At 42.2% G+C, this 22,856-nt stretch carries 21 protein-coding genes and 1 riboswitch; of the genes, 19 read left to right on the top strand and 2 right to left on the bottom strand.

Going from position 1 to position 22,856, the window contains the following annotated elements; translation table 11 throughout:
- From WS08_RS04005 to WS08_RS03980, 6 genes are all read left to right on the top strand, one after another.
- On the top strand, window positions 1-498 hold the full coding sequence (locus tag WS08_RS04005; RefSeq protein ID WP_038528437.1) for a dihydrofolate reductase: 498 nt from the start codon (window positions 1-3) through the stop codon (window positions 496-498).
- A 154-nt stretch (window positions 499-652) separates the two neighbouring features.
- On the top strand, window positions 653-853 hold the full coding sequence (locus WS08_RS04000) for a YjzD family protein (protein WP_009496439.1): 201 nt from the start codon (window positions 653-655) through the stop codon (window positions 851-853).
- Between the two features lie 134 nt (window positions 854-987).
- The gene (locus tag WS08_RS03995; protein ID WP_009496440.1) at window positions 988-4,302 is read left to right on the top strand and encodes a DNA polymerase III subunit alpha; all 3,315 of its coding nucleotides are present in this window, start codon (window positions 988-990) and stop codon (window positions 4,300-4,302) included.
- Between the two features lie 122 nt (window positions 4,303-4,424).
- Window positions 4,425-6,650 carry a RelA/SpoT family protein gene (locus WS08_RS03990; protein WP_009496441.1) on the top strand — a complete coding sequence of 742 codons (2,226 nt, stop codon included), beginning with the start codon at window positions 4,425-4,427 and terminating at the stop codon, window positions 6,648-6,650.
- 177 nt (window positions 6,651-6,827) lie between these two features.
- Window positions 6,828-6,995 carry a type II toxin-antitoxin system RelB/DinJ family antitoxin gene (locus WS08_RS03985; protein WP_009496442.1) on the top strand — a complete coding sequence of 56 codons (168 nt, stop codon included), beginning with the start codon at window positions 6,828-6,830 and terminating at the stop codon, window positions 6,993-6,995.
- Between the two features lie 139 nt (window positions 6,996-7,134).
- Window positions 7,135-8,103 (top strand): cation:proton antiporter, encoded by a 969-nt coding sequence (locus tag WS08_RS03980; RefSeq protein ID WP_009496443.1) that lies wholly within the window; start codon window positions 7,135-7,137, stop codon window positions 8,101-8,103.
- A 67-nt stretch (window positions 8,104-8,170) separates the two neighbouring features.
- Here WS08_RS03980 and WS08_RS03975 read toward each other — a convergent pair whose 3' ends face one another.
- Complete coding sequence (locus WS08_RS03975) at window positions 8,171-9,211, bottom strand: helix-turn-helix domain-containing protein (RefSeq protein WP_009496444.1); 1,041 nt, start codon at window positions 9,209-9,211, stop codon at window positions 8,171-8,173.
- 245 nt (window positions 9,212-9,456) lie between these two features.
- Between WS08_RS03975 and glpK the strand changes: the two genes are divergently transcribed.
- From glpK to WS08_RS03955, 4 genes are read left to right on the top strand one after another with little or no spacing between them, the layout of a single operon-like run.
- Entirely contained in the window at window positions 9,457-10,965 is a 1,509-nt protein-coding gene (gene glpK, locus WS08_RS03970) for a glycerol kinase GlpK (RefSeq protein ID WP_009496445.1), read from the top strand.
- The gene (locus WS08_RS03965; RefSeq protein WP_038528426.1) at window positions 10,966-12,768 is read left to right on the top strand and encodes an FAD-dependent oxidoreductase; all 1,803 of its coding nucleotides are present in this window, start codon (window positions 10,966-10,968) and stop codon (window positions 12,766-12,768) included. It abuts the gene before it with no gap.
- Window positions 12,769-12,774: 6 nt separating this feature from the next.
- Entirely contained in the window at window positions 12,775-13,563 is a 789-nt protein-coding gene (gene tpiA / locus WS08_RS03960) for a triose-phosphate isomerase (protein ID WP_009496447.1), read from the top strand.
- Window positions 13,560-14,273, top strand: a complete 714-nt coding sequence (locus WS08_RS03955) for an MIP/aquaporin family protein (protein ID WP_241761921.1) — start codon at window positions 13,560-13,562, stop codon at window positions 14,271-14,273. Before tpiA ends, WS08_RS03955 begins: the two co-directional genes overlap by 4 nt.
- 104 nt (window positions 14,274-14,377) lie before the next feature.
- On the opposite strand, the gene WS08_RS03950 is transcribed toward WS08_RS03955, so the two are convergent.
- On the bottom strand, window positions 14,378-14,926 hold the full coding sequence (locus tag WS08_RS03950) for a hypothetical protein (RefSeq protein ID WP_009496449.1): 549 nt from the start codon (window positions 14,924-14,926) through the stop codon (window positions 14,378-14,380).
- 185 nt (window positions 14,927-15,111) lie between these two features.
- On the opposite strand from WS08_RS03950, the gene WS08_RS03945 reads away from it, so the two are divergent.
- From WS08_RS03945 to WS08_RS03905, 9 genes are all read left to right on the top strand, one after another.
- Window positions 15,112-15,984, top strand: coding sequence for a CvfB family protein (locus WS08_RS03945; protein WP_009496450.1), 873 nt, complete (start codon window positions 15,112-15,114; stop codon window positions 15,982-15,984).
- A gap of 20 nt (window positions 15,985-16,004) precedes the next feature.
- Entirely contained in the window at window positions 16,005-16,910 is a 906-nt protein-coding gene (xerD, locus tag WS08_RS03940; protein WP_009496451.1) for a site-specific tyrosine recombinase XerD, read from the top strand.
- 20 nt (window positions 16,911-16,930) lie between these two features.
- Window positions 16,931-17,305 (top strand): hypothetical protein, encoded by a 375-nt coding sequence (locus tag WS08_RS03935; protein WP_009496452.1) that lies wholly within the window; start codon window positions 16,931-16,933, stop codon window positions 17,303-17,305.
- Window positions 17,298-18,104 (top strand): segregation and condensation protein A, encoded by an 807-nt coding sequence (locus tag WS08_RS03930; RefSeq protein ID WP_009496453.1) that lies wholly within the window; start codon window positions 17,298-17,300, stop codon window positions 18,102-18,104. The genes WS08_RS03935 and WS08_RS03930 overlap by 8 nt, the downstream gene beginning before the upstream one ends.
- A complete protein-coding gene (gene scpB, locus WS08_RS03925; protein ID WP_009496454.1) occupies window positions 18,082-18,693 on the top strand; it encodes an SMC-Scp complex subunit ScpB in 612 nt (203 codons plus the stop codon). Before WS08_RS03930 ends, scpB begins: the two co-directional genes overlap by 23 nt.
- The gene (locus WS08_RS03920) at window positions 18,686-19,456 is read left to right on the top strand and encodes a pseudouridine synthase (RefSeq protein WP_009496455.1); all 771 of its coding nucleotides are present in this window, start codon (window positions 18,686-18,688) and stop codon (window positions 19,454-19,456) included. Before scpB ends, WS08_RS03920 begins: the two co-directional genes overlap by 8 nt.
- A 56-nt stretch (window positions 19,457-19,512) precedes the next feature.
- Window positions 19,513-19,630: riboswitch (FMN riboswitch) on the top strand.
- A gap of 72 nt (window positions 19,631-19,702) precedes the next feature.
- Window positions 19,703-20,290 (top strand): ECF transporter S component, encoded by a 588-nt coding sequence (locus tag WS08_RS03915; RefSeq protein ID WP_009496456.1) that lies wholly within the window; start codon window positions 19,703-19,705, stop codon window positions 20,288-20,290.
- Between the two features lie 15 nt (window positions 20,291-20,305).
- Window positions 20,306-21,352: a YpbB family protein gene (locus WS08_RS03910; protein WP_009496457.1), complete on the top strand. Its 1,047-nt coding sequence runs from the start codon at window positions 20,306-20,308 to the stop codon at window positions 21,350-21,352.
- Window positions 21,349-22,788, top strand: a complete 1,440-nt coding sequence (locus tag WS08_RS03905) for a RecQ family ATP-dependent DNA helicase (RefSeq protein ID WP_009496458.1) — start codon at window positions 21,349-21,351, stop codon at window positions 22,786-22,788. The genes WS08_RS03910 and WS08_RS03905 overlap by 4 nt, the downstream gene beginning before the upstream one ends.
- Window positions 22,789-22,856: the final 68 nt, after the last annotated feature.

Below are 22,856 nucleotides of genomic sequence, written 5' to 3'. Positions count from 1 at the left end.
ATGGCAGAAGTAAATTTGATTTGGGCAGAAACAAATGATGGCACTATTGCGCTTGATGGTGGGATTCCTTGGCAACAAAAGTCCGACTTGAAGTTCTTCAAGGAAGAAACCATTGATCAAGTGATTGTGATGGGGCGTAACACGATGAACAGTTTCCGTGGTCGTCCATTGCCCAAGCGTGTCAACTTGGTCTTAACACGTGATGAAACACTAGAAGTACCTGAAGGTTTTGTGAAAGTCTATGACGTTGAAACTGCTATGAAGATGGCCGATGATGCTGGAGCTAAGCTACAAATTATTGGTGGAAAGCCAATTTATGAAAGCTTCATGGCCGTTGCCGATCATTTGTATGTGACTTATTTGGACACTGATTTCCGTGGGGATGTACACATGGATAAAGTGGATAAGACTAAGTGGCGTGGTGAAGAAATCGCTAGTGGTCCAGCTGATTCAGAAAACGATTTTGATTACACAATCGTGAAGTACTCACGTTTTTAAAGACGAAATTTGACACATGTAGATGATGTTTCAATCCCGCCCTGCTTTTTTCTTTAAAAAGTCAGGACGAGAATTAACGAAATGATGTGACATTTTGAGCAAACAGGTTTAAAATGGCTATATATTATAGTGAGAAATCGAGGTTGCTGAAGCAATGATGAAATATATCAATTTATTCTTTTGGATGTTTATTTTAGGTGAAGTCATTGGATACATTTCAAGTGCTTTACAAGGTGTGTCTTATGACGCGACTGCTACTGCATTATTTTCAGCCGTAATGGGAGTTATCGGAGTATTGATGTTCTACGTTATCTCTCGTTCAGCCGATCCAAGCGATTATTCAGATGAACAATAGTCTAAAGAAACTAACCCTGAACGGTTAGTTTTTTTATTAGATTTGATAAATTGCCCCTTAGGGCCTTAATTTTCTTTTACTTTGGGGTTTTATCCCCAGTTAATGAACCGGTAATTTACGAAAGGGGAAGCAACATGACACCATTACAAACAAAGTCAGCCTTCAGTTTGTTAGAAAGCCCAATGATGCCTAAAACGTTGGTTGAGAATGCCAAGCAAAAAGGGTACACATCAGTCGCACTAACAGACACAAATGTCCTGTATGGAATGGATGCCTTTTATAATGCTGCTTTGGCTGCGGACATTAAACCAATTTTGGGTCTAACCGCTCAAATGCAAGGCTTAACGATGACACAACCATTTCCTTTTGTGTTATTAGTTGAAAATCAAACAGGTTATCGTAACCTTTTGCATATCAGTAGTGTGATTATGAGCCAAACAGAGCCTGTCACTTTAGAAAGCCTGCGTGATCATTTAGCAGGTCTTTTTGTGATTGTGCCGCGTATCAGTGAACTGTCATTGTTATTGGGGATGCAAAGTAATATTGATGTCGCAGGTAAATGGTTGGCGGATGTGCAAGCCATCGTACCTGCTGGGCATCTTTATTTAGGTGTGTCATCAGATATGACGGATGATGCGACTACAACATACCGAACACTATCAGGTGCCTGTGATGTACCGTTGGTTGCGTTAGATAGCGTGGAATATGCTGATCCAAGTGATCAATTTGCCGCACAAGTCGTCACGAAGATTGGCCAAGGAGAAGTATTGGCTAACATTGCGGCGAGTCAAAAAGACACGCCAAATCGCTATTTGGCAAGCGCAGTGGATAGTACCGAACGTTTTGTGGCAAAAGGTTTAGCGGATGCCGTTGGAGTAGCGGATTGGATTGCGGAAAATAGTCACTTTGAAATCGAAGCAACACAAGACAATCTACCAGCTGTGCCATTACCAGAGGGACAAAATGCAACAAGCTATTTAGCAGAGTTAGCGCAAGCTGGTTTAAATGAACGCGTATCCGTACTACCCGATACTGATCGTGTACCGTACGAAGAACGCTTAGCCCGTGAATTACAAATCATTGATGAATTAGGATTCAATCAATATTTCTTGATTGTGGCCGATATGATTGCCTTTGCGAAGCGCGAAGATATTCGAATTGGACCTGGGCGTGGTTCTGCGGCCGGATCATTGGTGGCCTATGTGCTAGGCATTACCGATGTTGATCCAATTGCTTATGATCTTTTGTTCGAACGTTTCTTGAATCCAGAACGTGTGCAAATGCCCGATATTGATATTGATATTCCCGATAATCGTCGCGAAGACGTTTTGCGTTATCTACATCAACGTTATGGACATGAGCACGTCGCGCAAATCATTACTTTTTCAACAATGGCGATGCGTGCGGTTGTTCGGGATGTCGCACGTGTATTTGGCTTGAATCCGTCCCAAATTGATCAATTAGCGAAGACTTTACCACGTGAAGTGGGGATGACAGTCGCGGATGCATATGAACAATCACAACCATTTAAGAATGCCTTGATTGACTTGCCTGTGGATGGTGAATTGTTAGTGGAAACAGCCAAGAAGCTTGAAGGATTACCACGTAATGCTTCTTTGCATGCGGCTGGGGTGGTTCTGTCTGCTGATGCGATTGAACACATTATGCCAGTCCAATTAGGGGAAGATGAGCGTCTCGTTACCCAATTACCTAAAGGCCCAGTTGAACGACTAGGTTTATTAAAGATGGACTTTTTGGCTTTATCTAACTTGAATATTTTGGATACTGCTTTACGTGCAGTTGCGAAAGTTGCGCCTGATTTTGATATCAACCAAATTGATTTAAATGATGCCCAAACATTGGCTTTGTTCCAAAAAGGGCAAACCAATGGGGTTTTCCAATTTGAATCAGCTGGGATGAAGAATATGTTGAAGGACTTAAAGCCGGATTCATTTGAAGACATCGTGGCCGCGAATGCACTATTCCGTCCAGGACCTAGTCAAAACATTGGACATTTCATTGCCCGTAAACATGGTCAAGAAGCGCAAGATGTGCCTGATGCAAGTATGGCCGCAATTTTAGCACCGACTTACGGTATTATTGTCTATCAAGAACAAGTCATGCGTGTGGCGGAACAATTTGCTGGTTTCTCATTGGGACAAGCCGACTTACTACGTCGTGCGATGTCTAAGAAAGACAAGCAACAACTAGATGCGATTAAAGCACAATTTGTGAGTGGCGCTGAAGGGATGGGACATCCCCGTGAACTTGCGGAACAAGTCTACGGATATATCGAAACCTTCGCCATGTATGGTTTCAATCGCTCACACGCCGTGGCGTATTCAAAGCTAGCCATGCAATTGGCTTATTTAAAGGCGCATTATCCAGCCGCTTTCTACAAAGCCGTGATGAATGATGCGATTGCGCAACGTCCAAAGATTAGTGCCTACCTAGCGGAAGCACGCAGTCTTGGTGTTGAAATTGTGCGACCTGATATTAACACGAGTTGGCAAGGCTACACGGTTACCGATCAAGGGCAACTGCAGATGGGGTTAGCGTCAATTAGTGGTCTGCGTCGTGATTTCCGTGAAGTCTTAATCACTGAACGCCAAGAAAACGGGCGTTACAAATCATTAGATGAATTGGTTGCCCGCTTACCAACCAAATACCAAAAGGTTGAAACGTTGGAACCATTAGTGTACACCGGTGCATTAGATGGGTTCGATACGAACCGTAAGAAACTGGTCCAATCATTAAAGCCAATTATTGATGCCGTTGCGTTTTCAGCGGGTTCATTAGATTTGTTAGCGGATGTGAAGCCAAAGGAAATTGTGGTGGAACCATATACCGATGCGGAACAATTAGATCTTGAATTTGAATATCTAGGGGTGTACTTAAGTGGACATCCGTTAGAAGCATATTTGACATTACCACACCAAGATATCGCTAACTTAAGTTTAAATGCACCGAAAGCAACGATTTTAGGGTATGTAAAGGGAATCAAAGTCATCCGCACGAAGAAGGGTGATGAAATGGCCTTCGTGGATGTCATGGACTTAAGTGGTGACCTATCTGTTACAGTATTCCCAACGCTTTATAAGCAAATTGGTAGTGCGTTGGAAAATGGGCGTATCTTACAAATTAATGGGACGGTTGAAGCCCAACGTAAGGGTGATGGCTTGCAAATGATTGCGAACCAACTTCAAGTAGCGAAGTTACCTGAAGTTGGTAAAGGGACTTGGTACTTACGTTTAGTTGCACCAGAACAGATTGAACAGTTAAATCAACTATTACCACAACATAAAGGCTTAAATCCGGTTGTGGTCGTGAACATGATGTCTGGGCGTAAAGTTCGTTTGGATCAACGCCAATGGTTAGCGGACGATGACACAACTAAAAAAGAGTTGATTGCCCTACTAGGCGCTGAAAATGCCATTTTTAAGGTGTAATAAAAGCTGTTTTTAACTTTTCAACTTTAATGAATAAAGATATTAATGTAGAATAGTATGTATATACACTCAGCTTATTAGATGTTTTCACAACATTTGAAGGGAGCAGAAAGAAGGAGACGATGGTAGAGACTAAAACAGTAACTGCGACAGACGTTCACAATACTGTGGCGGCTTATATGAACGCAGACCATGTTGCAAAAGTAGATAAGGCTTATGCTTTTGCTGAAAATTTACATCATGATCAAATGCGTCAATCAGGCGAACCTTATATCATGCACCCCATTCAAGTCGCCGGTATTTTAGCTGATTTGAACATGGATCCGGATACAGTTGTGGCCGGATATTTACATGATGTGATTGAAGATACAGATGCCACGTTAGAAGAATTAACTGAATTATTTGGAGCGAATGTTGCCATCATCGTGGATGGTGTTTCAAAGCTGTCAAAAATTGAATATAAGTCTTCACGTGAACAGCTTGCTGAGAATCATCGTAAGCTTCTTTTGGCGATGTCAAAAGACATCCGTGTGATTATTGTCAAGTTGGCCGACCGCCTGCACAATATGCGTACATTGGATGCTTTGAAGCCAGAAAAGCAACGTCGTATTGCGTCAGAAACCTTGGAAATCTACGCACCATTAGCTGATCGTCTTGGAATCATGACGATTAAGTGGGAACTAGAAGACTTGTCATTACGTTATCTAGATCCAGATGCATACCATGATATCGCCAAGAAGATGAAGATGCGTCGTCAAGAACGTTTGAATTTTGTTGAAGAAGCGGTCGATGAAATCGAAAATATTATTTCATCACTAAATCTGGAACATACTGACGTCTATGGTCGTCCTAAGCACATCTATTCTGTTTACCGTAAGATGGTAGATAAGCATAAGGATTTCGAAGACATCTTTGACCTATCTGCGATTCGTGTGGTGGTGGATTCAATGCCAGAAACATACGCTGTTTTGGGGATGATTCATTCTAAGTGGACACCAATGCCAGGCCGTTTTAAGGACTACATTGCGTTGCCAAAGAACAATGGATATCAATCATTGCACACGACTGTGGTCGGACCTGGTGGTCGTCCAATGGAAGTGCAAATTAGAACGCATGAAATGCATGAAGTTGCTGAATTTGGTGTGGCCGCACATTGGGCCTACAAAGAAGGAAATCATGATGGTGCGGACGTACAAAACGCTGACCAACAAAAGTTGAATGTCATTCAAACGATTTTGGATTTGAATGATGTCCACGATGCTGGTGAATTCATGGAATCAGTGAAGGGTGAGCTTTTCACAAACTTGACCTTTGCCTTCACACCAATGGGGGATGTGATTGAATTACCACAAGGGGCTGGGCCACTTGATATGGCGTACAGTATCCATACAAATGTGGGGAATCACACCACTGGTGCCAAGGTAAACGACCGCATTGTACCGTTGGATTATGAAATTCAAACGGGTGATATTGTGGAAATCATGACGTCACAAAATGCGAAGCCAAACCGTGATTGGCTCCAAGTTGTGTCAACACGTCGTGCCCGTAACAAGATTCGCCAATACTTCCGTAAGCAAGATCGTGGTGAAAATATCGAAGCAGGGAAGAAGATTCTAGCGGACTACATTCGCAGTGAAGGCTTTGACCCAGAAGAGATTATGACCGCAGAAAACGCCTCAGAAGTGGCTGAAAAGACATACTTTAAGACGAGTGAAGATTTGTACGCTGGTCTTGGTTTTGGGGATGTTAGTCCACAAGGTATTGTTAATAAGTTTACTGAAAAGAAGCGTGCGCAATTAGAAGAAGAACGTCTAGACGCTGAACAAAAGGCTGTGTTGGAAGACCACACAACCCTAGAATCAGCCGGTAAGAAGGACGTGAAGCGTCGTAAGCGTGATAGCATCGTGATTGATGGTGTCGATAACCTATTGATTCGCCTAGGCCACTGTTGTACACCGGTACCAGGGGATGAGGTTATTGGTTATGTCACGCAAGGACGTGGTGTTTCTGTCCATCGTAAGGAATGTCCAAACATTCACGCCGCACAAGAAGCTGAACAACGTTTGATTGATGTTGGTTGGGCGTCTGATCTATTAGGCGGTCGTGAAGAATTTGAAGCTGATTTAGTTGTGCGTGCTTCAAATCGTGAAAAACTTTTGAATGACGTGATTCGTACCGTAACGAATACGACGAAAACAATGCGTTCTATTAATGGTCGAATTAATAATCGTGATGAAGTTGTGATTACATTGACTGTCGGTGTTCATGACCTTGAGCAATTAGATCATATTATGGAAAGTATTAAAATCGTCAAATACGTATTTGACGTCGAACGTGCATTTAAATAAAAGAAAAACGTTTCAAAAATTAAAAACAGTATGTGAAAACTTGATAACTGTAAGCTTTTATCGTCTTCTGCGAATTTTTTTATAGATTTTCATATTTTTAGTAGATTATTTTCAAAAACAATATGTTATACTACATTATGAAATTTAAATAAAAATCTAATGACGGGAGATATGATGATGGCAGAAAAGCTAATTCAATTGCGTGTTGAAGACAATGTTAAAGACAAGGCTGACGAAATTTTCAAGGCACAAGGTCTAACAACGCAAACAGCAATCAAGATTTTTTTGACGCAAGTCGCACATACTGGTAACTCACCATTTGACAATTTGTTCTCAGCAAAGTAAACTTAAAATTACATAGAAGAATAAATTATCGGTTGAGACGGACGCCTCAAGAACGGATTAGTTGGGGAACTAATCAATTCTTGTGGTGTCTTTTTTTGTTAATTATTGTTCTCATGAAAAAATGAATTGGAGAATTTGTATGACAAATCTAGTGAGTATTTTAATTTTAATTGCTGTCGCGCTATTAGCGGGATGGTTAGGGACTAAAATTGGTCTCTCACGTGTTGTTGGTCAATTGATGGCTGGTCTGATTGTTGGGCCTGCTTTGCTAGGGTGGGTTGAACCAACACATCTTATCGATATTTTGGCAGAAGCTGGAGTATTGTTGTTGTTGTTCAATGCCGGTCTAGAAACAGACATTAAGGCCTTGAAGAAGAACGCTAAGCCTGCAACTTATGTTGCCGTAATGGGTGTGATTGTTCCCCTAATCGCTTTCCCGTTGGCTGCGTTAGCTTTTGGTATCGCTTTTGACATCGCCATTTTCTGGGGAATTGTCTTCGCTGCCACATCAATCTCAATTACGATTGCGGTATTAGCTGAACAAAACAAGATCCAAACGCGTGTTGGAGCCGTTGTGCTTGGAGCGGCTGTCTTGGATGACATCTTGGCATTGTTGTTGGTTACGGTCTACACAATGTTTATTGGTAGCCAAGGTTTGAGCCTAACAACACTATTCCCATTGATCGCCTTTGGGCTTGGTCTATTGGTAAGTCGTTGGTCTAAGGCCCATGACTTGCACAAGGGGCTTTCAATCTTGGGGGATTGGACATTGTTCCCAATCTTCTTTGGATCAATCGGATTGGCTGTTCACCTAACAATCTCAATGCACGAAATGGTTATGTTGGTTATTTTGACAGCATTGGCCATTGCAACTAAGTACTACGGATCTGGTTTCGGAGCCCGTTTTGCTGGCATGGACGCCATCGAAGGTCGTGCCATTGGAGCTGGAATGGTTTCTCGTGGAGAAATGGCCTTAGTTATTGCTAAGATTGGGGCTGGAGCCGGTGTCTTGGCACCAGAACAATTCGCGCAATTCGTTGTGGTTATTATCCTATCAACAATTGCAGCGCCAATTATGTTGAAGCCTATGTTGGCCAAGGTTAACTAATTCAATATTACTGTGATATTAAAAAGCTGTACTCATTTCATATGAGTACAGCTTTTTTTTGTTTATCTTATAAAGATAGCGTGGTGTCACTACCGTTTTCGCCTTGACGATGACCCAAAAACACAATGTACAAGAAGATGAGGTCTTGATAATTACGTGGATCTAATTCGGTCGTGCGGTGAATCATATCTAGACGATAGTTCAAGGTGTTGCGATGGATGTGTAAGGCATCCGCCGTTTGTTGTAGATGACCATTATTTTCAAAATAGACACGGAAGGTATTCAATAAATCAGTCGTGTTGGAATTACTCTTGAAACTAAAAGGGCGCTTTAATTGCATCGCGCTAGACAAGAGTAAGGTGATGTATTGTGATCGTTGCCAATCAACCGGAGATGTGATTGGTAGAGTTAAGGCTTGATTTAGTGCGCTTTGCGCTTGTTGTAAGGCTTGTTTTAGATTTAAGGTAGGCGCTGATATACCAGCTGGCTGTGTAATAGATAATTCATCGAGAGTGGGATTGTGACCATCTAAAATAATCATTTGTTGGTTATTATCTGATAAAGGTAAGGCATGAAGGGCGTAATCTTTTAGTTCATCAGAGGTAATTGAACCTGAAACGACTAAAATCCGATGTGGCTTAAGGACGTCATAGCCAAAAGATTGGCCCAGTAAAATAAAGTCGTGTGAGAATGTATCGGGATCACGATGAAGCCATTGATCTAAGAACTTAGCGCGTGTTGCAGGTAATTGACGTGTTTCAGCGTTCGCATTAAACATTTCCTCGGCCAAAATTAAGTTCGCCGAGCGAGAAACGATTTTAATCAAAGGATCAATGGTCGCAAGTGAACCGACAAGGCCCAAATAACCAATTTTTTGAGAACGAAATACTAATGGAATGAGATAAACGGGGTCAGCTTGATTGATTAACTGTAATGGAGACGTGTTTTCTAATGCTTCTGATGGAATTGAGAGTGTCTCATTAGTCCAGTTAGGTTGGTCGCTTGTGAGAATTTTTCCGGTGGGTGTGGTAATCATTAATGAAATTGGTGTGATGTCTGCCTGTATCTTTGTGAATACAGCTTTTGCAATTGGATATGTTAGTATCATGATTTTGTCGTCCTTTATATGTGTGTGACGGTTTATTTCACAAATTAAATATGAGTCATTCGTTAATAGGAATGTTGGCATGTGTTGGATACATACTTTGTTTTGCACAAATGGTCATTATGCAAATGCACAAATATGTTTGTGAAAAAATGGTATTCCTAAAATCCTGTTTTCGAATTAATATGATTATACACCAAAAAGAAAGCGTTTACATAAACGTGACACAAAAAAAGGGGAGTATACAGATGCCAAAGTACATTTTAACAATTGATGAAGGAACAAGTAGTGCCCGTGCCGTGATTTATGACAAGAAGGGTGAAGTCGTTACACGTGCACAACGTGAAATTACAATGTTTTATCCGAACGCTGGTTGGGTTGAACAAGACGCGAATGAAATTTGGGTTGCCGTTCAAGCGGTGATCGCAACGGCGTTGATTCAATCAGGAATTCAACCACATGATATCGCGGGAGTTGGAATTACGAACCAACGTGAAACCACAGTTATTTGGGATAAGGAAACTGGACTACCAATCCATAAGGCAATTGTTTGGCAATCACGTCAAACAGGGGAAATTGCGGAAGAACTACGTGAAAAGGGTTATGAAGACATGATTCGTGCAAAGACTGGTTTGACAGTCGATGCCTACTTCTCAGCCACAAAGATTCGCTACATTCTAGATAATGTACCTGGCGCACAACAACAAGCTGAAAAGGGAGATTTGTTGTTTGGAACAATTGATACATGGTTGTTGTGGAAGTTAACAGGTGGTGCGGTTCATGCCACTGATTACACAAATGCATCTCGTACGATGTTGTACGACATTCACAAGTTGCAATGGGATCAAGAAATTATGGACTTGCTAAATATCCCAGCAGCAATCTTGCCAGAAGTCCGTTCATCATCTGAAGTTTATGGAAAGGCAATGCCAGTCCACTTCTTCGGGGCGGAAGTGCCAATTGCCGGAATCGCCGGTGACCAACAAGCGTCATTGTTTGGACAACTAGCCTTGGATGCTGGAACCGTTAAGAATACTTACGGTACTGGAGCCTTCATCATGATGAACACGGCTGATAAGCCAATCATGTCTGAACATGGCTTGCTGACGACCATTGGATATGGCTTGGATGGTAAGGTGACTTACGCGCTAGAAGGATCTGTCTTCGTTGCTGGGTCAGCCATGCAATGGCTACGTGACGGAATCGAAATGATTGAAAAGACATCAGTCAGTGAAGAGTTGGCGTACAGTTCAACTAATGAAGATGAAGTTTATGTGGTACCAGCCTTTACTGGATTAGGTGCACCGTACTGGGATTCAGAAGCACGTGGGGCGATCTTTGGTCTAACGCGTGGAACAACACGTGCCGACTTTGTTAAGGCAACGCTACAATCATTGGCTTACCAAAGTAAGGATGTTGTGGACGTGATGGTTCGTGAAACAGGTATTGCGGTGCCTGAAATCCGTGTCGACGGTGGGGCATCACTAAACAACTACTTGATGCAATTCCAAGCTGACTTATTGAATGCACCAGTTAAGCGTGCGGCCAATGTTGAAAGTACAGCGATGGGAGCGGCTTACCTAGCTGGATTAGCGGTTGGTTTCTGGAAGGACGTCGAAGAATTGAAGTCACTACAAGATATTTCAAAGGTGTACGAACCAGAAATGGATCAAACACGTGCGCAAACCTTGTATGAAGGTTGGACTGATGCGGTTAACGCAACACAAAGTTTCAAGCCTAAGAAAGTGGTGGAATAAATGAGTTTGTCAACATTAGAACGAACAAAAACACTTAAGCGATTACAAGAAGAACCATTAGATGTCTTGGTGATTGGTGGTGGAATTACTGGTGCGGGAATTGCACTACAATCTGCGGCTTCAAATTTGAAGACCGGTTTAATTGAAATGCAAGACTTTGCAGAAGGGACAAGTAGTCGTTCAACGAAATTAGTTCACGGTGGTATCCGTTACCTAAAGACATTTGACGTGGATGTTGTCGCTGATACAGTGAGTGAACGTGCCCGTATTCAAAAGATTGCGCCACACATTCCACGCCCATCACGTATGCTGATGCCATTGTATGACGATAAGGAATCAACTTTTAGCCCATTTAGTGCTAAGTTGGCGATGGAATTATATGACAAGCTAGCGGCGGTACCAGGGGATAGCCCATATGCGCACAAGCTATTGTCAGCTGATGAAGTCAGTGAATATGTGCCTAATTTGAAGCAAGATAATTTATTGGGATTAGCGGTTTATTTGGATTACCAAAACAATGATGCCCGCCTAACTATTGAAAACATTAAGCAAGCGGCGGCTGATGGTGCTCTAGCATTGAGTCAAGCCAAGGCCGTGGATATCAATGAAACAGATGATGGTAAGTTGGTAACCGTGCAAGACAACATTACGGGTGAAATGTTCAAAATCCGTGCGAAGGTTGTGGTTAATGCAGGGGGGCCTTGGTATGACAAGGTCTTACGCTTAGCAGATACAAATGAACAACAAAAGATTCGTCCTACTAAGGGTGTGCATCTAGTTGTGGATGCGAGTCGTTTGTCAGTTCCAGAAACATTGTATTTTGACTCTGGATATCAAGACGGGCGTATGTTGTTTGTGATTCCACGTGAGGGTAAAACTTACTTTGGAACGACTGATACTGACTTTACCGGCGATTACGCACACCCACGTGTTGAACAAGCCGATGTTGATTACTTGTTGAAGGCAGTTAATGCACGTTTTACTGATGCAGATCTTACATTAGACGACATTCAAGCCAGTTGGGCTGGTTTGCGTCCATTGATTGGAACCGGTGATTACAACGGTAACACGCAAAAGAAGAAGATTACCGATGACGGTTTGCGTGAACTACAAGGTGTCTTGAACGAATACTTTAATGCTGAAGTTGAACGTCAAGTTGTGGATACAACCTTAGCTGATTTGGCTGCGGGTGGTAAGTCAGCATCTAGTGTCTCACGTGGCTTTGAAATTAAGATGAGCTATGGCATGGTGAATGTCTCTGGTGGAAAGCTAACCGATTATCGTTTGATGGGATCAGATGCGATGAAGTTAGTGGCGCAAATGTTGACGGAAGAATTTAACCAGACTGTGACATTAGTCGATTCAACGCAATATGCCATTTCAGGTGGTCATTTCAACCACTTGGCAGTGGATGAAGCAATGGCGATTTACACGGACATGTTGATGGATGCTGGTATTGATGAAGCAGATGCGAAGATGATGGCGAACTTGTATGGATCGAATGTACCTGAGCTATTAACTTATGTGCACAGTGGACAACAAGCGCCAGGTCTAAATTTGGCCCAAACAAGTATGTTGCATTATGCAATTGAAGCGGAAATGGTCATGCGTCCGATTGACTTCTTGTTGCGTCGTACAAATTACCTACTATTCCACGCTGAAGAAACAAATCAAATTGAAGAAGCGGTCATTGCGGAAATGGCCAATGTGTTGAATTGGACGCCTGATGTCCTAGCGAAGATGACAGAAGAATACTATCACTTACGTGGCGAGGCTCAATTAGCACATCTGAAAGAAGGGTAAAGTGATATGAGAGTACCGTTTATTGTTGGGAATTGGAAGACAAATAAAAAGGCTGCGGAAGTGCATCATTTTCTACGTGCCATTGAAGGTAAATTACCAGAACCTAACGTTGTAGAAGTTGGGATTGCGGCACAAGATATCTTCTTACATGAAATGGTCATCTACGCGGATCAAGTTGAAGAACCACTACAAATCTTCTCCGAAAATATTCACTGGGCGGATGAAGGTTCATATACGGGTGAAACGTCTCCAGCTGCCTTGGCTGATATTGGAGTGAATGGCGCGATTGTAGGTCATTATGAACGTCGTAAGATGTTTAAAGAAACCAACGGAACGGTCGGCTTAAAAGTAGCCGCTGCTTTGCGGAATGGACTAACGCCAATTATTGCGATTGCGGAAGATACTACACGTTACAATCCGGATGATATTGAAATGCCACCATTGACGGAAATTGCGGTTGCGTTAGCGGGGATTGATCGTAAGCAAGCAGACAAAATTGTGATTGCGTATGAACCAGCTTGGGCAATTGGGGCTAGTGAAGCGCCAACGATGGATGTTATTGAACATGCGGCGAAGGTGATTCGTGCCTCATTAGCCATCTTGTTTACGCAAGAAGTGGCGGATAAGATTCGTATTCAATACGGAGGATCAGTAACACCAGCGAATGCGGCTGAAATTATGCAACAACCGAATATTGATGGCTTATTGATTGGCCGTGCGTCATTAGAACCGGCTGATTTCTTACACATGATTGATGATGCAGTCACAAGTACTGCGCAGAAAGGGAGTCTATGATGCGATTGAAATTGTTTGGGGAAGCCGCAGGAACAGCGTTACTAATCTACTTAGGAACAGGTTTGGTTATCTTTGGTGGGCCATATACTGACTTGCTTGGTCCAGCCATGGGTTGGGGATTAGCTCTGGCGGTCTTAGTTTATACCTTTGGACCTTTGTCTGGTGCTCACTTTAATCCAGCTGTAACACTGACCATGTTTTTGACGAAACGTATGTCTGGTAAAGAAGCTGGACAATATGTTGGTGCGCAATTAGTTGGAGGTTTGTTGGGTGAATTGTTGGTCGTTTTGACTTACAAGTCAGTTTTGCACCAAACTGGTCAAAGCTGGGAGGCAGGAGTCGCGGTAAACAATCTGAATGCGACTGTATTCCCTAATTTGAGTGTTGGGATGGCGTTCCTAACAGAAGTTGTTTTGACAACAATCTTGTTGGTTGTTGTGCTTGTTTTGAACAATAAGAAGCTTGGTGTTAATGGTGCCCAAGGGGCCTTGGTTGTTGGATTTACCATCTTCATCTTAGTGATGGTTGGTGGTAATTTGACAGGAGCCTCAATGAACCCAGTTCGTTCATTGTTCCCAGCGATGTTTGCGGGTGGTTTGGCATTATCATCACTATGGGTATACCTAACAGCGCCATTTGTGGGTGCAGGAATTGCAGTCTTGATTGACAAGTATATCTTGAGTACTGATGACGTTATTGATGGGGAATAACCTCACAATCCCGTAACGAATAGCAGGGTATAAATAAAAAAATGGTAGTGAACTTGCGCCGGTAAGGCTGAGTTCACTACCATTTTTCTGTATTTAAGTGGGAATTACTTTGCTTCAACGTCGTAACGCTTTTGGCGGAATTCCTTCTTTTGATCCTTAGTTGGTGCGTAAATCATCTTTAGGTATGTTTCACGCCAGTCATCAAATGATGATGCCAAATCAGCAATTTCATCAGGAATGTCTGCACGAGGAATGTAGTCGATTTCAGGATGGTCAGCTAGGTAGCTTTCGATCCAAGCGTTAATCTTTTCATGTCCAGCGTTTTCTTGTTCGATGTTAAACCAGTTTGTTGGTTCTGGCTTGATTAGGTCATCTTCGATGTCGAACATTTCCATTGTTCCGCGAACCTTGAAAGGACGGATCAATGTGACTTCTGGGTTGAACTTCCAGATGTAGCCATCTTCTGTTTCTTCGATTTCTTCAAGTTGGACAACTGCTCCAGCCATGCTTGATGGCAATCCAGCTTCCTTCAAAGCGTATGATGTGACCAACAAATCACCACGGTGTTCAGTCGTGAAGTTGTAAATAACACCTTTCTTGGCACCAACTAGAATGTCGATTAGGACTTGGGGTTCCATTGCAACTGCATGCATAATTAAAATCTCCTTTTGACGTATGTGTATGCTGATTATTTTAGCATGTTCAGGAACATAAAAGAATATGTAAATTTCCAGGATAGGTTGATAGATAAATCCCAATAGCATGTGAAAATCTGTTAAACTAGAACTAATTGAAACTTAGTTCGTAGGCGTAATACGCCCACAAGGAGGAACCCCCCATGGCCCATACAGTTGGTGAAATTATCACAGCAACGGTTACAGACGAAAATGAATTGGATTACTTTGCCCAAGTTGATGGTGTGACATATGCCATTGATAAGCGTGAATTAGAAAAGCCATTGAACATTGGTGGAAAGGTCAGCGGTTTTGCTTATGAAAACGACCGCCACCAATTACAAATTACAAAGAACATTCCTGATGTCCGTCTAGGGCACTATGCCTGGGGAACGGTTACAGATATCCGTCGTGATTTGGGTGTGTTCGTTGATATTGGTTTGCCGAACAAGGATTTGGCGGTGTCATTAGATGAATTACCAACAATCAAAGAACTATGGCCACAACGTGGTGATAAGTTGATGGTGACACTACGTATTGATAAGAAGGACCGTCTATGGGCGGAACTGGGTTCTGGAGAAGTGATGCAAGCCATTCGTGTGCCTGCTAAGCCATTTATGCGTAACCAAAACGTTAAGGCAACGGTTTACCGTTTGAAGATGGTTGGAACGTTGGTTATCACAGAACATTACCAATTAGGATTCATTCACCCAAGTGAACGTAATCGCGAACCACGTCTTGGTGAAGAAGTGGACGTACGTGTCATCGGTGTTCGTGAAGACGGTAACTTGAACTTGTCAATGCGTCCACGTAACTTGGAAGCTTTGGGCGAAGATGCGCAAATGATTTTGACTTTGTTGGAACGTTCAGCAACTAAGACATTGCCATTTAACGATAAGTCAGAACCAAAGGCTATTTCACGTTACTTTGGTATGTCTAAGTCACAATTTAAGCGTGCGGTTGGTACCTTGTACAAGCAACGTAAGCTAACACAAGATGAAGATGGACTACACTTGGTAGAATCAGCTGAAGACTAATAAAAAGGAGTGTAGCATTCATGAAAATTGATGTCGGACCATTTCAAGATCAACTCATGGATTATCTACACTACTTGACGGTTGAACGCGGTCTATCGCAAAATACTAAAATTTCGTATCAACAAGACTTAGTCCGTTTTATGGGTTATCTGCAAAAGCAGAAGCTGGATTTAATGGCCGTGGATCGTTTTGTCATTCTGAACTTTTTAAAAGTTCTAGATGATGAGGGGAAATCACGTAATTCGATTATCCATATGCATTCAACGCTACGTAAATTCTTTCAATTTGCGTCAGAGTCTGGTTGGGTAGCGGCTAGTCCAATGGACCATGTTGATCCCCCTAAAAAAGCGTATCATGTACCAGCTGTCTTAACGATTGATGAGGTTGATGCCTTGCTGGATTCACAAGATACCACAACTGTTTTAGGTTTACGTAATCGCACGATGCTAGAAGTGATGTATGCGACTGGCTTACGGGTTAGCGAAGTGGTTAATTTGAAGTTAGACGATTTACATCTCGACCTAGGCTTAATCAAAATCCTGGGGAAGGGTGATAAAGAACGTTTATTGCCGATTGGTGATATCGCCTCAGAATGGTTGATTCGTTATATCAATGAAGGCCGTCCGCATCAAGGAAAGCAACAAGATACGAAAATTGTTTTCCTGAATGCGCATGGGCGTCAATTAACGCGCCAAGGTGTTTGGAAGTCGATTAAACAATGGGTTAAAGACGCGAAAATTGAAAAAGATGTATCACCTCATACCTTGCGTCATTCGTTTGCGACGCATATTTTGCATAATGGTGCGGATTTGCGAATCGTACAGGAGCTGTTGGGGCATGCGGATATTTCAACGACGCAAATCTATACGCATTTGACCGATGAACGGATGACGCAAGTTTATAATAAAAGCCATCCACGGGCATAATCAAACAAGGAGGAAACGGGATGTTTAATGTAGTCAAAAAAGATCAAGAAAAAATTGCGATTGGACTTTTGTCTTATTTGCCACGTTTTCGAAAGTTTGAACATGCACAACGTGAATTTGCCTGGTATGAAGCGAACCCACAAGAACGTCAATTGTTATTGTGGCGCAACAATGATACGAATCATTTTTCAGCGATTGTTGGCATTGAATTCGCGTATGGTAATGTGGTGGTTTGTTTACTCGCTTTTGGGGCTGATGTGCCTAAAAAAGCACGTCGTAAACATATGATTGAAATTTTTGATGCGTTACAACAAACGTATCATGATCAAGTGATTTTGGGCACATTCCGAACACAACGATTAATTACGAAATGGCAGCGTGAAACGCATGGATGAAGTATTAACCTATCATGTGGAAGATTTTGATGGCCCGCTCGATTTATTGCTACATCTGATTAAGATTAATGAGATGGATATCTTTGATATTCCGATTGTGGATATCACACAGCAATATTTAGAGTTTCTACATAATGCAGAAGCCCATAATTTAGATGTTGGTGGTGACTTTTTGGTCATGGCTGCGACATTGATGTCAATTAAGGCGAGTTATCTATTACCACAACCTGAAATTTTTGAGTCAGATATGGAAATGGATGCCTTAATTGAACAAGGGGATCCACGTGAAGAACTGATGCAGCAATTGTTGGAATACCAACAATATCAAGAAGCCGCTGAAGACTTACGTGAGCTAGAAGGTACGCGACAACAACAATTTTCGCGTGCCGCTATGGACGTGCCGTTTGATATTGACGCGGAACCGCTACCTGTCGGTTTGGAATTAGATGATTTGCAAGCAGCCTTTAAACGCTTATTGCAAAAGCGGACGGTGACTGAACAACGTGGGCAAACACGCACAATGCGTGGGGAAACATGGTCTGTTCGTCAACAGATGAACCTATTGATGCAACGGGTAATGGAAGAAAGAACGGTTACGTTTGATACTTTGTTTGCGACACATGATAGTCGTGATAAAATTGTGACAACCTTTCTTGGTTTATTAGAATTGGTTCGTCACCAACATCTATTAGTCGCACAGGTAGAAGAATTTGGCACGATTACCTTTTCAGCAGGAACGGAACCGTACACATTTAAAGAAGAAGGAAAGTTAGCAGATGACGAATCGACAACAAATTGAAGCCATTTTATTTGTGGCCGGGGATGAAGGTGTAAGTGTTGCAGAAATGAGTGCCATTACTGGTTTCTCTTTCTCAGCAATCGCGCAAATCCTTGATGATTTAGCTGAACATTACGTCGCTGATGAACATTCAAGCTTAGATTTATTACAAACCGATGATCGCTATCAATTGGTGACGAAAGTAGAGTTAGCTGATACAGTGCGCCGCTACTTTACCGTGCCGTTGACTACGTCATTATCACAGGCATCATTGGAAGTTTTGGCCATTGTGGCATATAAGCAACCAATTACCCGAATTGGAATTGATGAAATCCGTCGGGTCCAATCACAAGCAACCCTACAAAAATTAATGTTGCGTAACTTGGTGGAGATTAAAGGTCGTTCAAAAGAAATTGGCCGACCAAATCTTTATGGCACAACGGATTATTTCTTAAACTATTTTGGTTTGAATCAATTGACCGATTTGCCACCACTAGGTGAAATTGACCTATTAGAAGCATTGAAAACAGTAGAAAATACAACCGTCCCATTAATGAACGAAGATGTTTTAAATGAGACAGCAGAAGAAGATGGAGAATACAATGGCTGAACGACTACAAAAAGTGATGGCGCAAGCCGGGGTTGCGTCACGACGCGCCTCAGAAAAGTTGATCGCTGAAGGAAGTGTTAGTGTTAACGGTAAGATCGTGACTGAACTTGGTACAAAGGTTGAACCAAGTGACAAGATTCAAGTTAATGGTGCACCACTTGAAGGATCAGAAAAGAAGGTTTATTACCTATTGAACAAGCCACGTGGTGTGGTGACAACGACATCTGACGATAAGGAACGTGACACAGTTATGGACGTTCTAAAGGATGTTCGTGAACGTGTTTACCCAGTTGGACGTCTTGACTACGACACAACAGGGGTCTTGTTGATGACAAATGACGGTGAATTGGCTAACAAGTTGATGCACCCTAAGTACAACATCGACAAGGTTTATGTTGCGAAGGTTAAGGGAATCCCAACAAACGAAGCGCTAAAGACTTTGCGTCAAGGAGTTACGGTACGTACGGTTGAAAAGAATCGTCACGTGACATACCATGCGGCGCCAGCTAAGGCAGAAATCATTTCAACTGACCACCGTAAGCAAGTGGCCATGGTTCGTCTAACGATTCATGAAGGTCGTTACCACCAAGTTAAGGAAATGATGAAGGCTGTTGGACACCCAGTTGTGAAGTTGACACGTGAACGTTACGGAATGCTTGATTTGACTGGTTTGGTGCCAGGTGAATACCGTGACTTGCGTTACGAAGAAGTGCAAAACTTGAAGTCAGGTCAACAATTCCGTAAGTCAGGTGGGCGTCTATAAAACTTGACATTGGTTGCGTTTTAACTTACTATATGTAAGTGAATTAAAATAATTTAATATTTCTTCAGGGCAGGGTGCAATTCCCGACCGGCGGTAAAGTCCGCGACTCGCTTTTGCGATTGACATGGTGTAATTCCATGACCGACAGTAAAGTCTGGTATACAGAAGAACTAAAATCATAGACAATATGTCTTTTTTAGGTCGCCCTGGACTTAGAAAAGGCATTTTTTGTTTGGAGGAAAAATTATGAACCGCGTAAAGACACTCACTGTTATCTCAATTTTAGGAACCATGTCATTTATTTTGATGTTACTCACACAATTCCCCATTGTGCCAGGGGTATCCTTTTTGAAAATGGACTTTTCATTCGTGCCGGTCTTTCTAGGGGCGATGTTATTAAACGTAAAAACAGGATATGCGATTTTGGGATTGCGCTCCGTGTTAAAATTGTTATTAGATAATGGTGGCGTAGAAACGTATATTGGCCTACCGATGAATATTATTGGGTTAGCCATTTTATTGACGATCGTTATGAAGTTCCTAGGCTCAGATTTTAAATCATGGCGAATGACTTCTTATATAGTAGCTTCTGTGCTAGGAATTTTTGGTTTGACGTTAGCGATGACCGCGATGAATTACGTCTATGGGATTCCTTTGTATGCGTGGTTAGTAAAGTTTGATATTAATCAAATTTTTGGAACTGCGAACTATCTATGGTACATGGTTGTGCCGTTTAACTTGGTATCAGGCGCTATTATGATGCTTGTTATCGGGATGCTCGTCTTTCCATTTAAAAATATCTTTACCCGTTTGCGCCAACAATTACAGGCGTAGTTTAAGGAGTTAAACATGCATGATCATTTCTTATTAGGTTTATATGCAGTAGAACAGCCCCGACGAAGTCGGATTGTTTACTGTGTCCTAAAAAATGAAATGACCGTGTCGACGGAGTATTGGGCACTACGCTATGATATCTTGCCGTATACACGTGTTTTACCGGATTTATTACGGACTCAGTTTGAAGCGCAAATGACGCGTTTGGTCCAAAGTGGGGCCTTACTGGAAACAGAAAAAGGTGTGTATGTGCGTACCTCAGTCGGGGATGATTTATGGCAACGATATCAAGTGGACCATTATCAATTACAACATCCAGAAATATTTGTGCGATATAAAGTGACAGCATTTAATCAAACGATGCTGTTAGCACAACAAATTATGTCGGAATGGTCTTATAGCAATAAGACCTACTATCCGATGCAAATTGAGCAACAACAAATGGCCTTCGTGAAGCGTTGGTTTCAACAACAAGATAAAGATACGTTATTGGATCAATGGTTGACCGCTACGACTGCATTTTTAAGCACCTTAGAACAAGCTGAGGCGAATCGCTTTGTGGCAACTTGGTCAGGTCATGAAATCGTTGGGCTCACGAATCAACAACTAGACTTACCCGATACATGGGATGATTGGGATGCAACGATGTGGCAACGAGATATGTTTGCGAGTTGGTTAGCCTACCTAGAACAAACGGATGTGAATCCAATCCATGAACTTGTATCTTTGGTGGCCCAATTAAGCGGGCCTTTAACCAAGGTCCAAAAAAGCTTAGCTGGGTTACAAGCAGGGTTAAATGAAGAGATGATTGCACAGCAACAACACTTGAAAGTTGGCACTGTGCGTGAACATCTATTAACTGCGGCAATTTGGTTGCCATTAGCGGATTTTCCATATGAACGCTTTATCACACCACAAGTAAAAGCATATTTTGAAGAGAAACTCACGGGGCCAATTGACCGCTGGCGCTTTACGACGATTCGATTGACTGATGATCCGTATGAATTTTTAGTTTTCCGCTTGTATCAAATTTGGTTAACTAAACAGGAGGTGACTGTATGATAAGTGAGCAAAATGTCTTACAAACATTAAAGTCACGTTTTGGTTTTGATGCTTTTAAACCAGGGCAGTCAGAAATCATTTCCGCATTATTAGCGGATGAATCAGTCATGGCCATGTTACCAACAGGTGGTGGTAAATCGTTGATTTATCAGATGGTTGGTTACTTACGCCCGGGGGTCACAATTATTGTGACGCCTCTGTTGTCGTTGATGCAAGACCAAGTTGCACGCTTGAATTATCAAGGTGAACGCGCTGTCGTGGCCTTTAATTCGACCTTAACGGGTTACGAACGACAACGTGTTTTAGCACGATTGGGTCAGTATCGATTCGTGTTCATTTCGCCAGAAATGCTGAGTCAAGAAGATGTTATCAGTGCATTTCAGCAAGTTGACATTAATTTGATGGTCATTGATGAGGCCCACACAATGTTGACTTGGGGACCGGATTTTAGGCCTGATTATCTCGCCTTACCACAGATACATGAGCGCTTAAACACACCGCAATTACTCTTGCTTACGGCAACAGCAACACCAGAAATGTTAGCAAAATTGAAGGATGATTTTGCAAAGGAAACACGTAAATGGTTCACCTATGTGGAATCAGTTAACCGACCAAATATCTATTTACACACGGAGCACTTTACACAACGCCAAGACAAAAAAGAACGGTTAGCCAGTTTAATTACGACTTTAAAAGGACCAGGATTAGTGTATTTTTCAAGTCGGAAGCAAGCAACGGCGATGGCGCGTGAGTTACAACGTGAGACGGGTAAACGGATTGCTGCATATCATGGTGGTTTGGAGAGTACGGAACGATTCCGAATTCAACAACAGTTTATGTTAGGCCAGCTAGATGTTATTATGGCGACTTCAGCATTTGGTATGGGGATTGATAAAGATAATATTCGCTATGTCATTCATTATCATATGAGTAGTGACATTCCGAATTATCTCCAGGAATTTGGCCGGGCAGGTCGAAATGGGGACACCGCGGTGGCGATTTTGTTGTTTGCACCGGGGGATGAACAATTACACTATGGATTAATTGATCAAACGATTCCTGAAAAACAAGCAATTCAAGCGTTTTATGAAACAGGACGAATTAAATCACCTGAACAACAACGCTTACTCGCATATTATCAACAGGCGGGCTACTCAGAGATAGATGTGAAAAACATCATGGCAGAGAGACGCGAAAAAAGGTATGCTGATTTAGACAAAATGCGCCAGTATGCCAATGCCAACGGGCGATTACGCGAGCAAATTTTAATGTTCTTTAGTGAATCGATACAGGAAGAACAAAAAGCATTTGAATCTGTGGGACAACGTAAATGGCACCCCGAAGAATTGGGCTTAGTTGGGGAAACGGTGCCTGAAACGACAACTGAATTACTAGATTGGCAGCAACAGCTACAGAAAATGTTTAAGAAAAGGTAAACACGTTACTTTTTGAAAATATGCGGTATATAAGTGTTTGCGCCAAATGTTGCGTTGAATGATCCATG

The sequence above is a fragment of the Weissella tructae genome, assembly GCF_000732905.1.
GTDB lineage: Bacteria > Bacillota > Bacilli > Lactobacillales > Lactobacillaceae > Weissella > Weissella tructae.
The sequence above is the reverse complement of the archived record's forward strand: the minus strand, read 5'-3'. Positions and strand labels throughout refer to the sequence as shown.

What these genes read in the sequence shown, in the direction of transcription:
- WS08_RS03910 (WP_009496457.1), top strand. Translation starts at nt 20,306, where the DNA reads ATGCATGATCATTTCTTATTAGGTTTATATGCAGTAGAACAGCCCCGA.
- WS08_RS03955 (WP_241761921.1), top strand. Translation starts at nt 13,560, where the DNA reads ATGATGCGATTGAAATTGTTTGGGGAAGCCGCAGGAACAGCGTTACTA.
- WS08_RS03905 (WP_009496458.1), top strand. Translation starts at nt 21,349, where the DNA reads ATGATAAGTGAGCAAAATGTCTTACAAACATTAAAGTCACGTTTTGGT.
- WS08_RS03965 (WP_038528426.1), top strand. Translation starts at nt 10,966, where the DNA reads ATGAGTTTGTCAACATTAGAACGAACAAAAACACTTAAGCGATTACAA.
- WS08_RS03985 (WP_009496442.1), top strand. Translation starts at nt 6,828, where the DNA reads ATGGCAGAAAAGCTAATTCAATTGCGTGTTGAAGACAATGTTAAAGAC.
- WS08_RS03980 (WP_009496443.1), top strand. Translation starts at nt 7,135, where the DNA reads ATGACAAATCTAGTGAGTATTTTAATTTTAATTGCTGTCGCGCTATTA.
- glpK (WP_009496445.1), top strand. Translation starts at nt 9,457, where the DNA reads ATGCCAAAGTACATTTTAACAATTGATGAAGGAACAAGTAGTGCCCGT.
- WS08_RS03950 (WP_009496449.1), bottom strand. Translation starts at nt 14,926, where the DNA reads ATGCATGCAGTTGCAATGGAACCCCAAGTCCTAATCGACATTCTAGTT.
- WS08_RS03915 (WP_009496456.1), top strand. Translation starts at nt 19,703, where the DNA reads ATGAACCGCGTAAAGACACTCACTGTTATCTCAATTTTAGGAACCATG.
- WS08_RS04000 (WP_009496439.1), top strand. Translation starts at nt 653, where the DNA reads ATGATGAAATATATCAATTTATTCTTTTGGATGTTTATTTTAGGTGAA.
- WS08_RS03930 (WP_009496453.1), top strand. Translation starts at nt 17,298, where the DNA reads ATGGATGAAGTATTAACCTATCATGTGGAAGATTTTGATGGCCCGCTC.
- WS08_RS03945 (WP_009496450.1), top strand. Translation starts at nt 15,112, where the DNA reads ATGGCCCATACAGTTGGTGAAATTATCACAGCAACGGTTACAGACGAA.
- WS08_RS03975 (WP_009496444.1), bottom strand. Translation starts at nt 9,211, where the DNA reads ATGATACTAACATATCCAATTGCAAAAGCTGTATTCACAAAGATACAG.
- WS08_RS03920 (WP_009496455.1), top strand. Translation starts at nt 18,686, where the DNA reads ATGGCTGAACGACTACAAAAAGTGATGGCGCAAGCCGGGGTTGCGTCA.
- WS08_RS03995 (WP_009496440.1), top strand. Translation starts at nt 988, where the DNA reads ATGACACCATTACAAACAAAGTCAGCCTTCAGTTTGTTAGAAAGCCCA.
- xerD (WP_009496451.1), top strand. Translation starts at nt 16,005, where the DNA reads ATGAAAATTGATGTCGGACCATTTCAAGATCAACTCATGGATTATCTA.
- WS08_RS04005 (WP_038528437.1), top strand. Translation starts at nt 1, where the DNA reads ATGGCAGAAGTAAATTTGATTTGGGCAGAAACAAATGATGGCACTATT.
- WS08_RS03990 (WP_009496441.1), top strand. Translation starts at nt 4,425, where the DNA reads ATGGTAGAGACTAAAACAGTAACTGCGACAGACGTTCACAATACTGTG.
- scpB (WP_009496454.1), top strand. Translation starts at nt 18,082, where the DNA reads ATGACGAATCGACAACAAATTGAAGCCATTTTATTTGTGGCCGGGGAT.
- WS08_RS03935 (WP_009496452.1), top strand. Translation starts at nt 16,931, where the DNA reads ATGTTTAATGTAGTCAAAAAAGATCAAGAAAAAATTGCGATTGGACTT.
- tpiA (WP_009496447.1), top strand. Translation starts at nt 12,775, where the DNA reads ATGAGAGTACCGTTTATTGTTGGGAATTGGAAGACAAATAAAAAGGCT.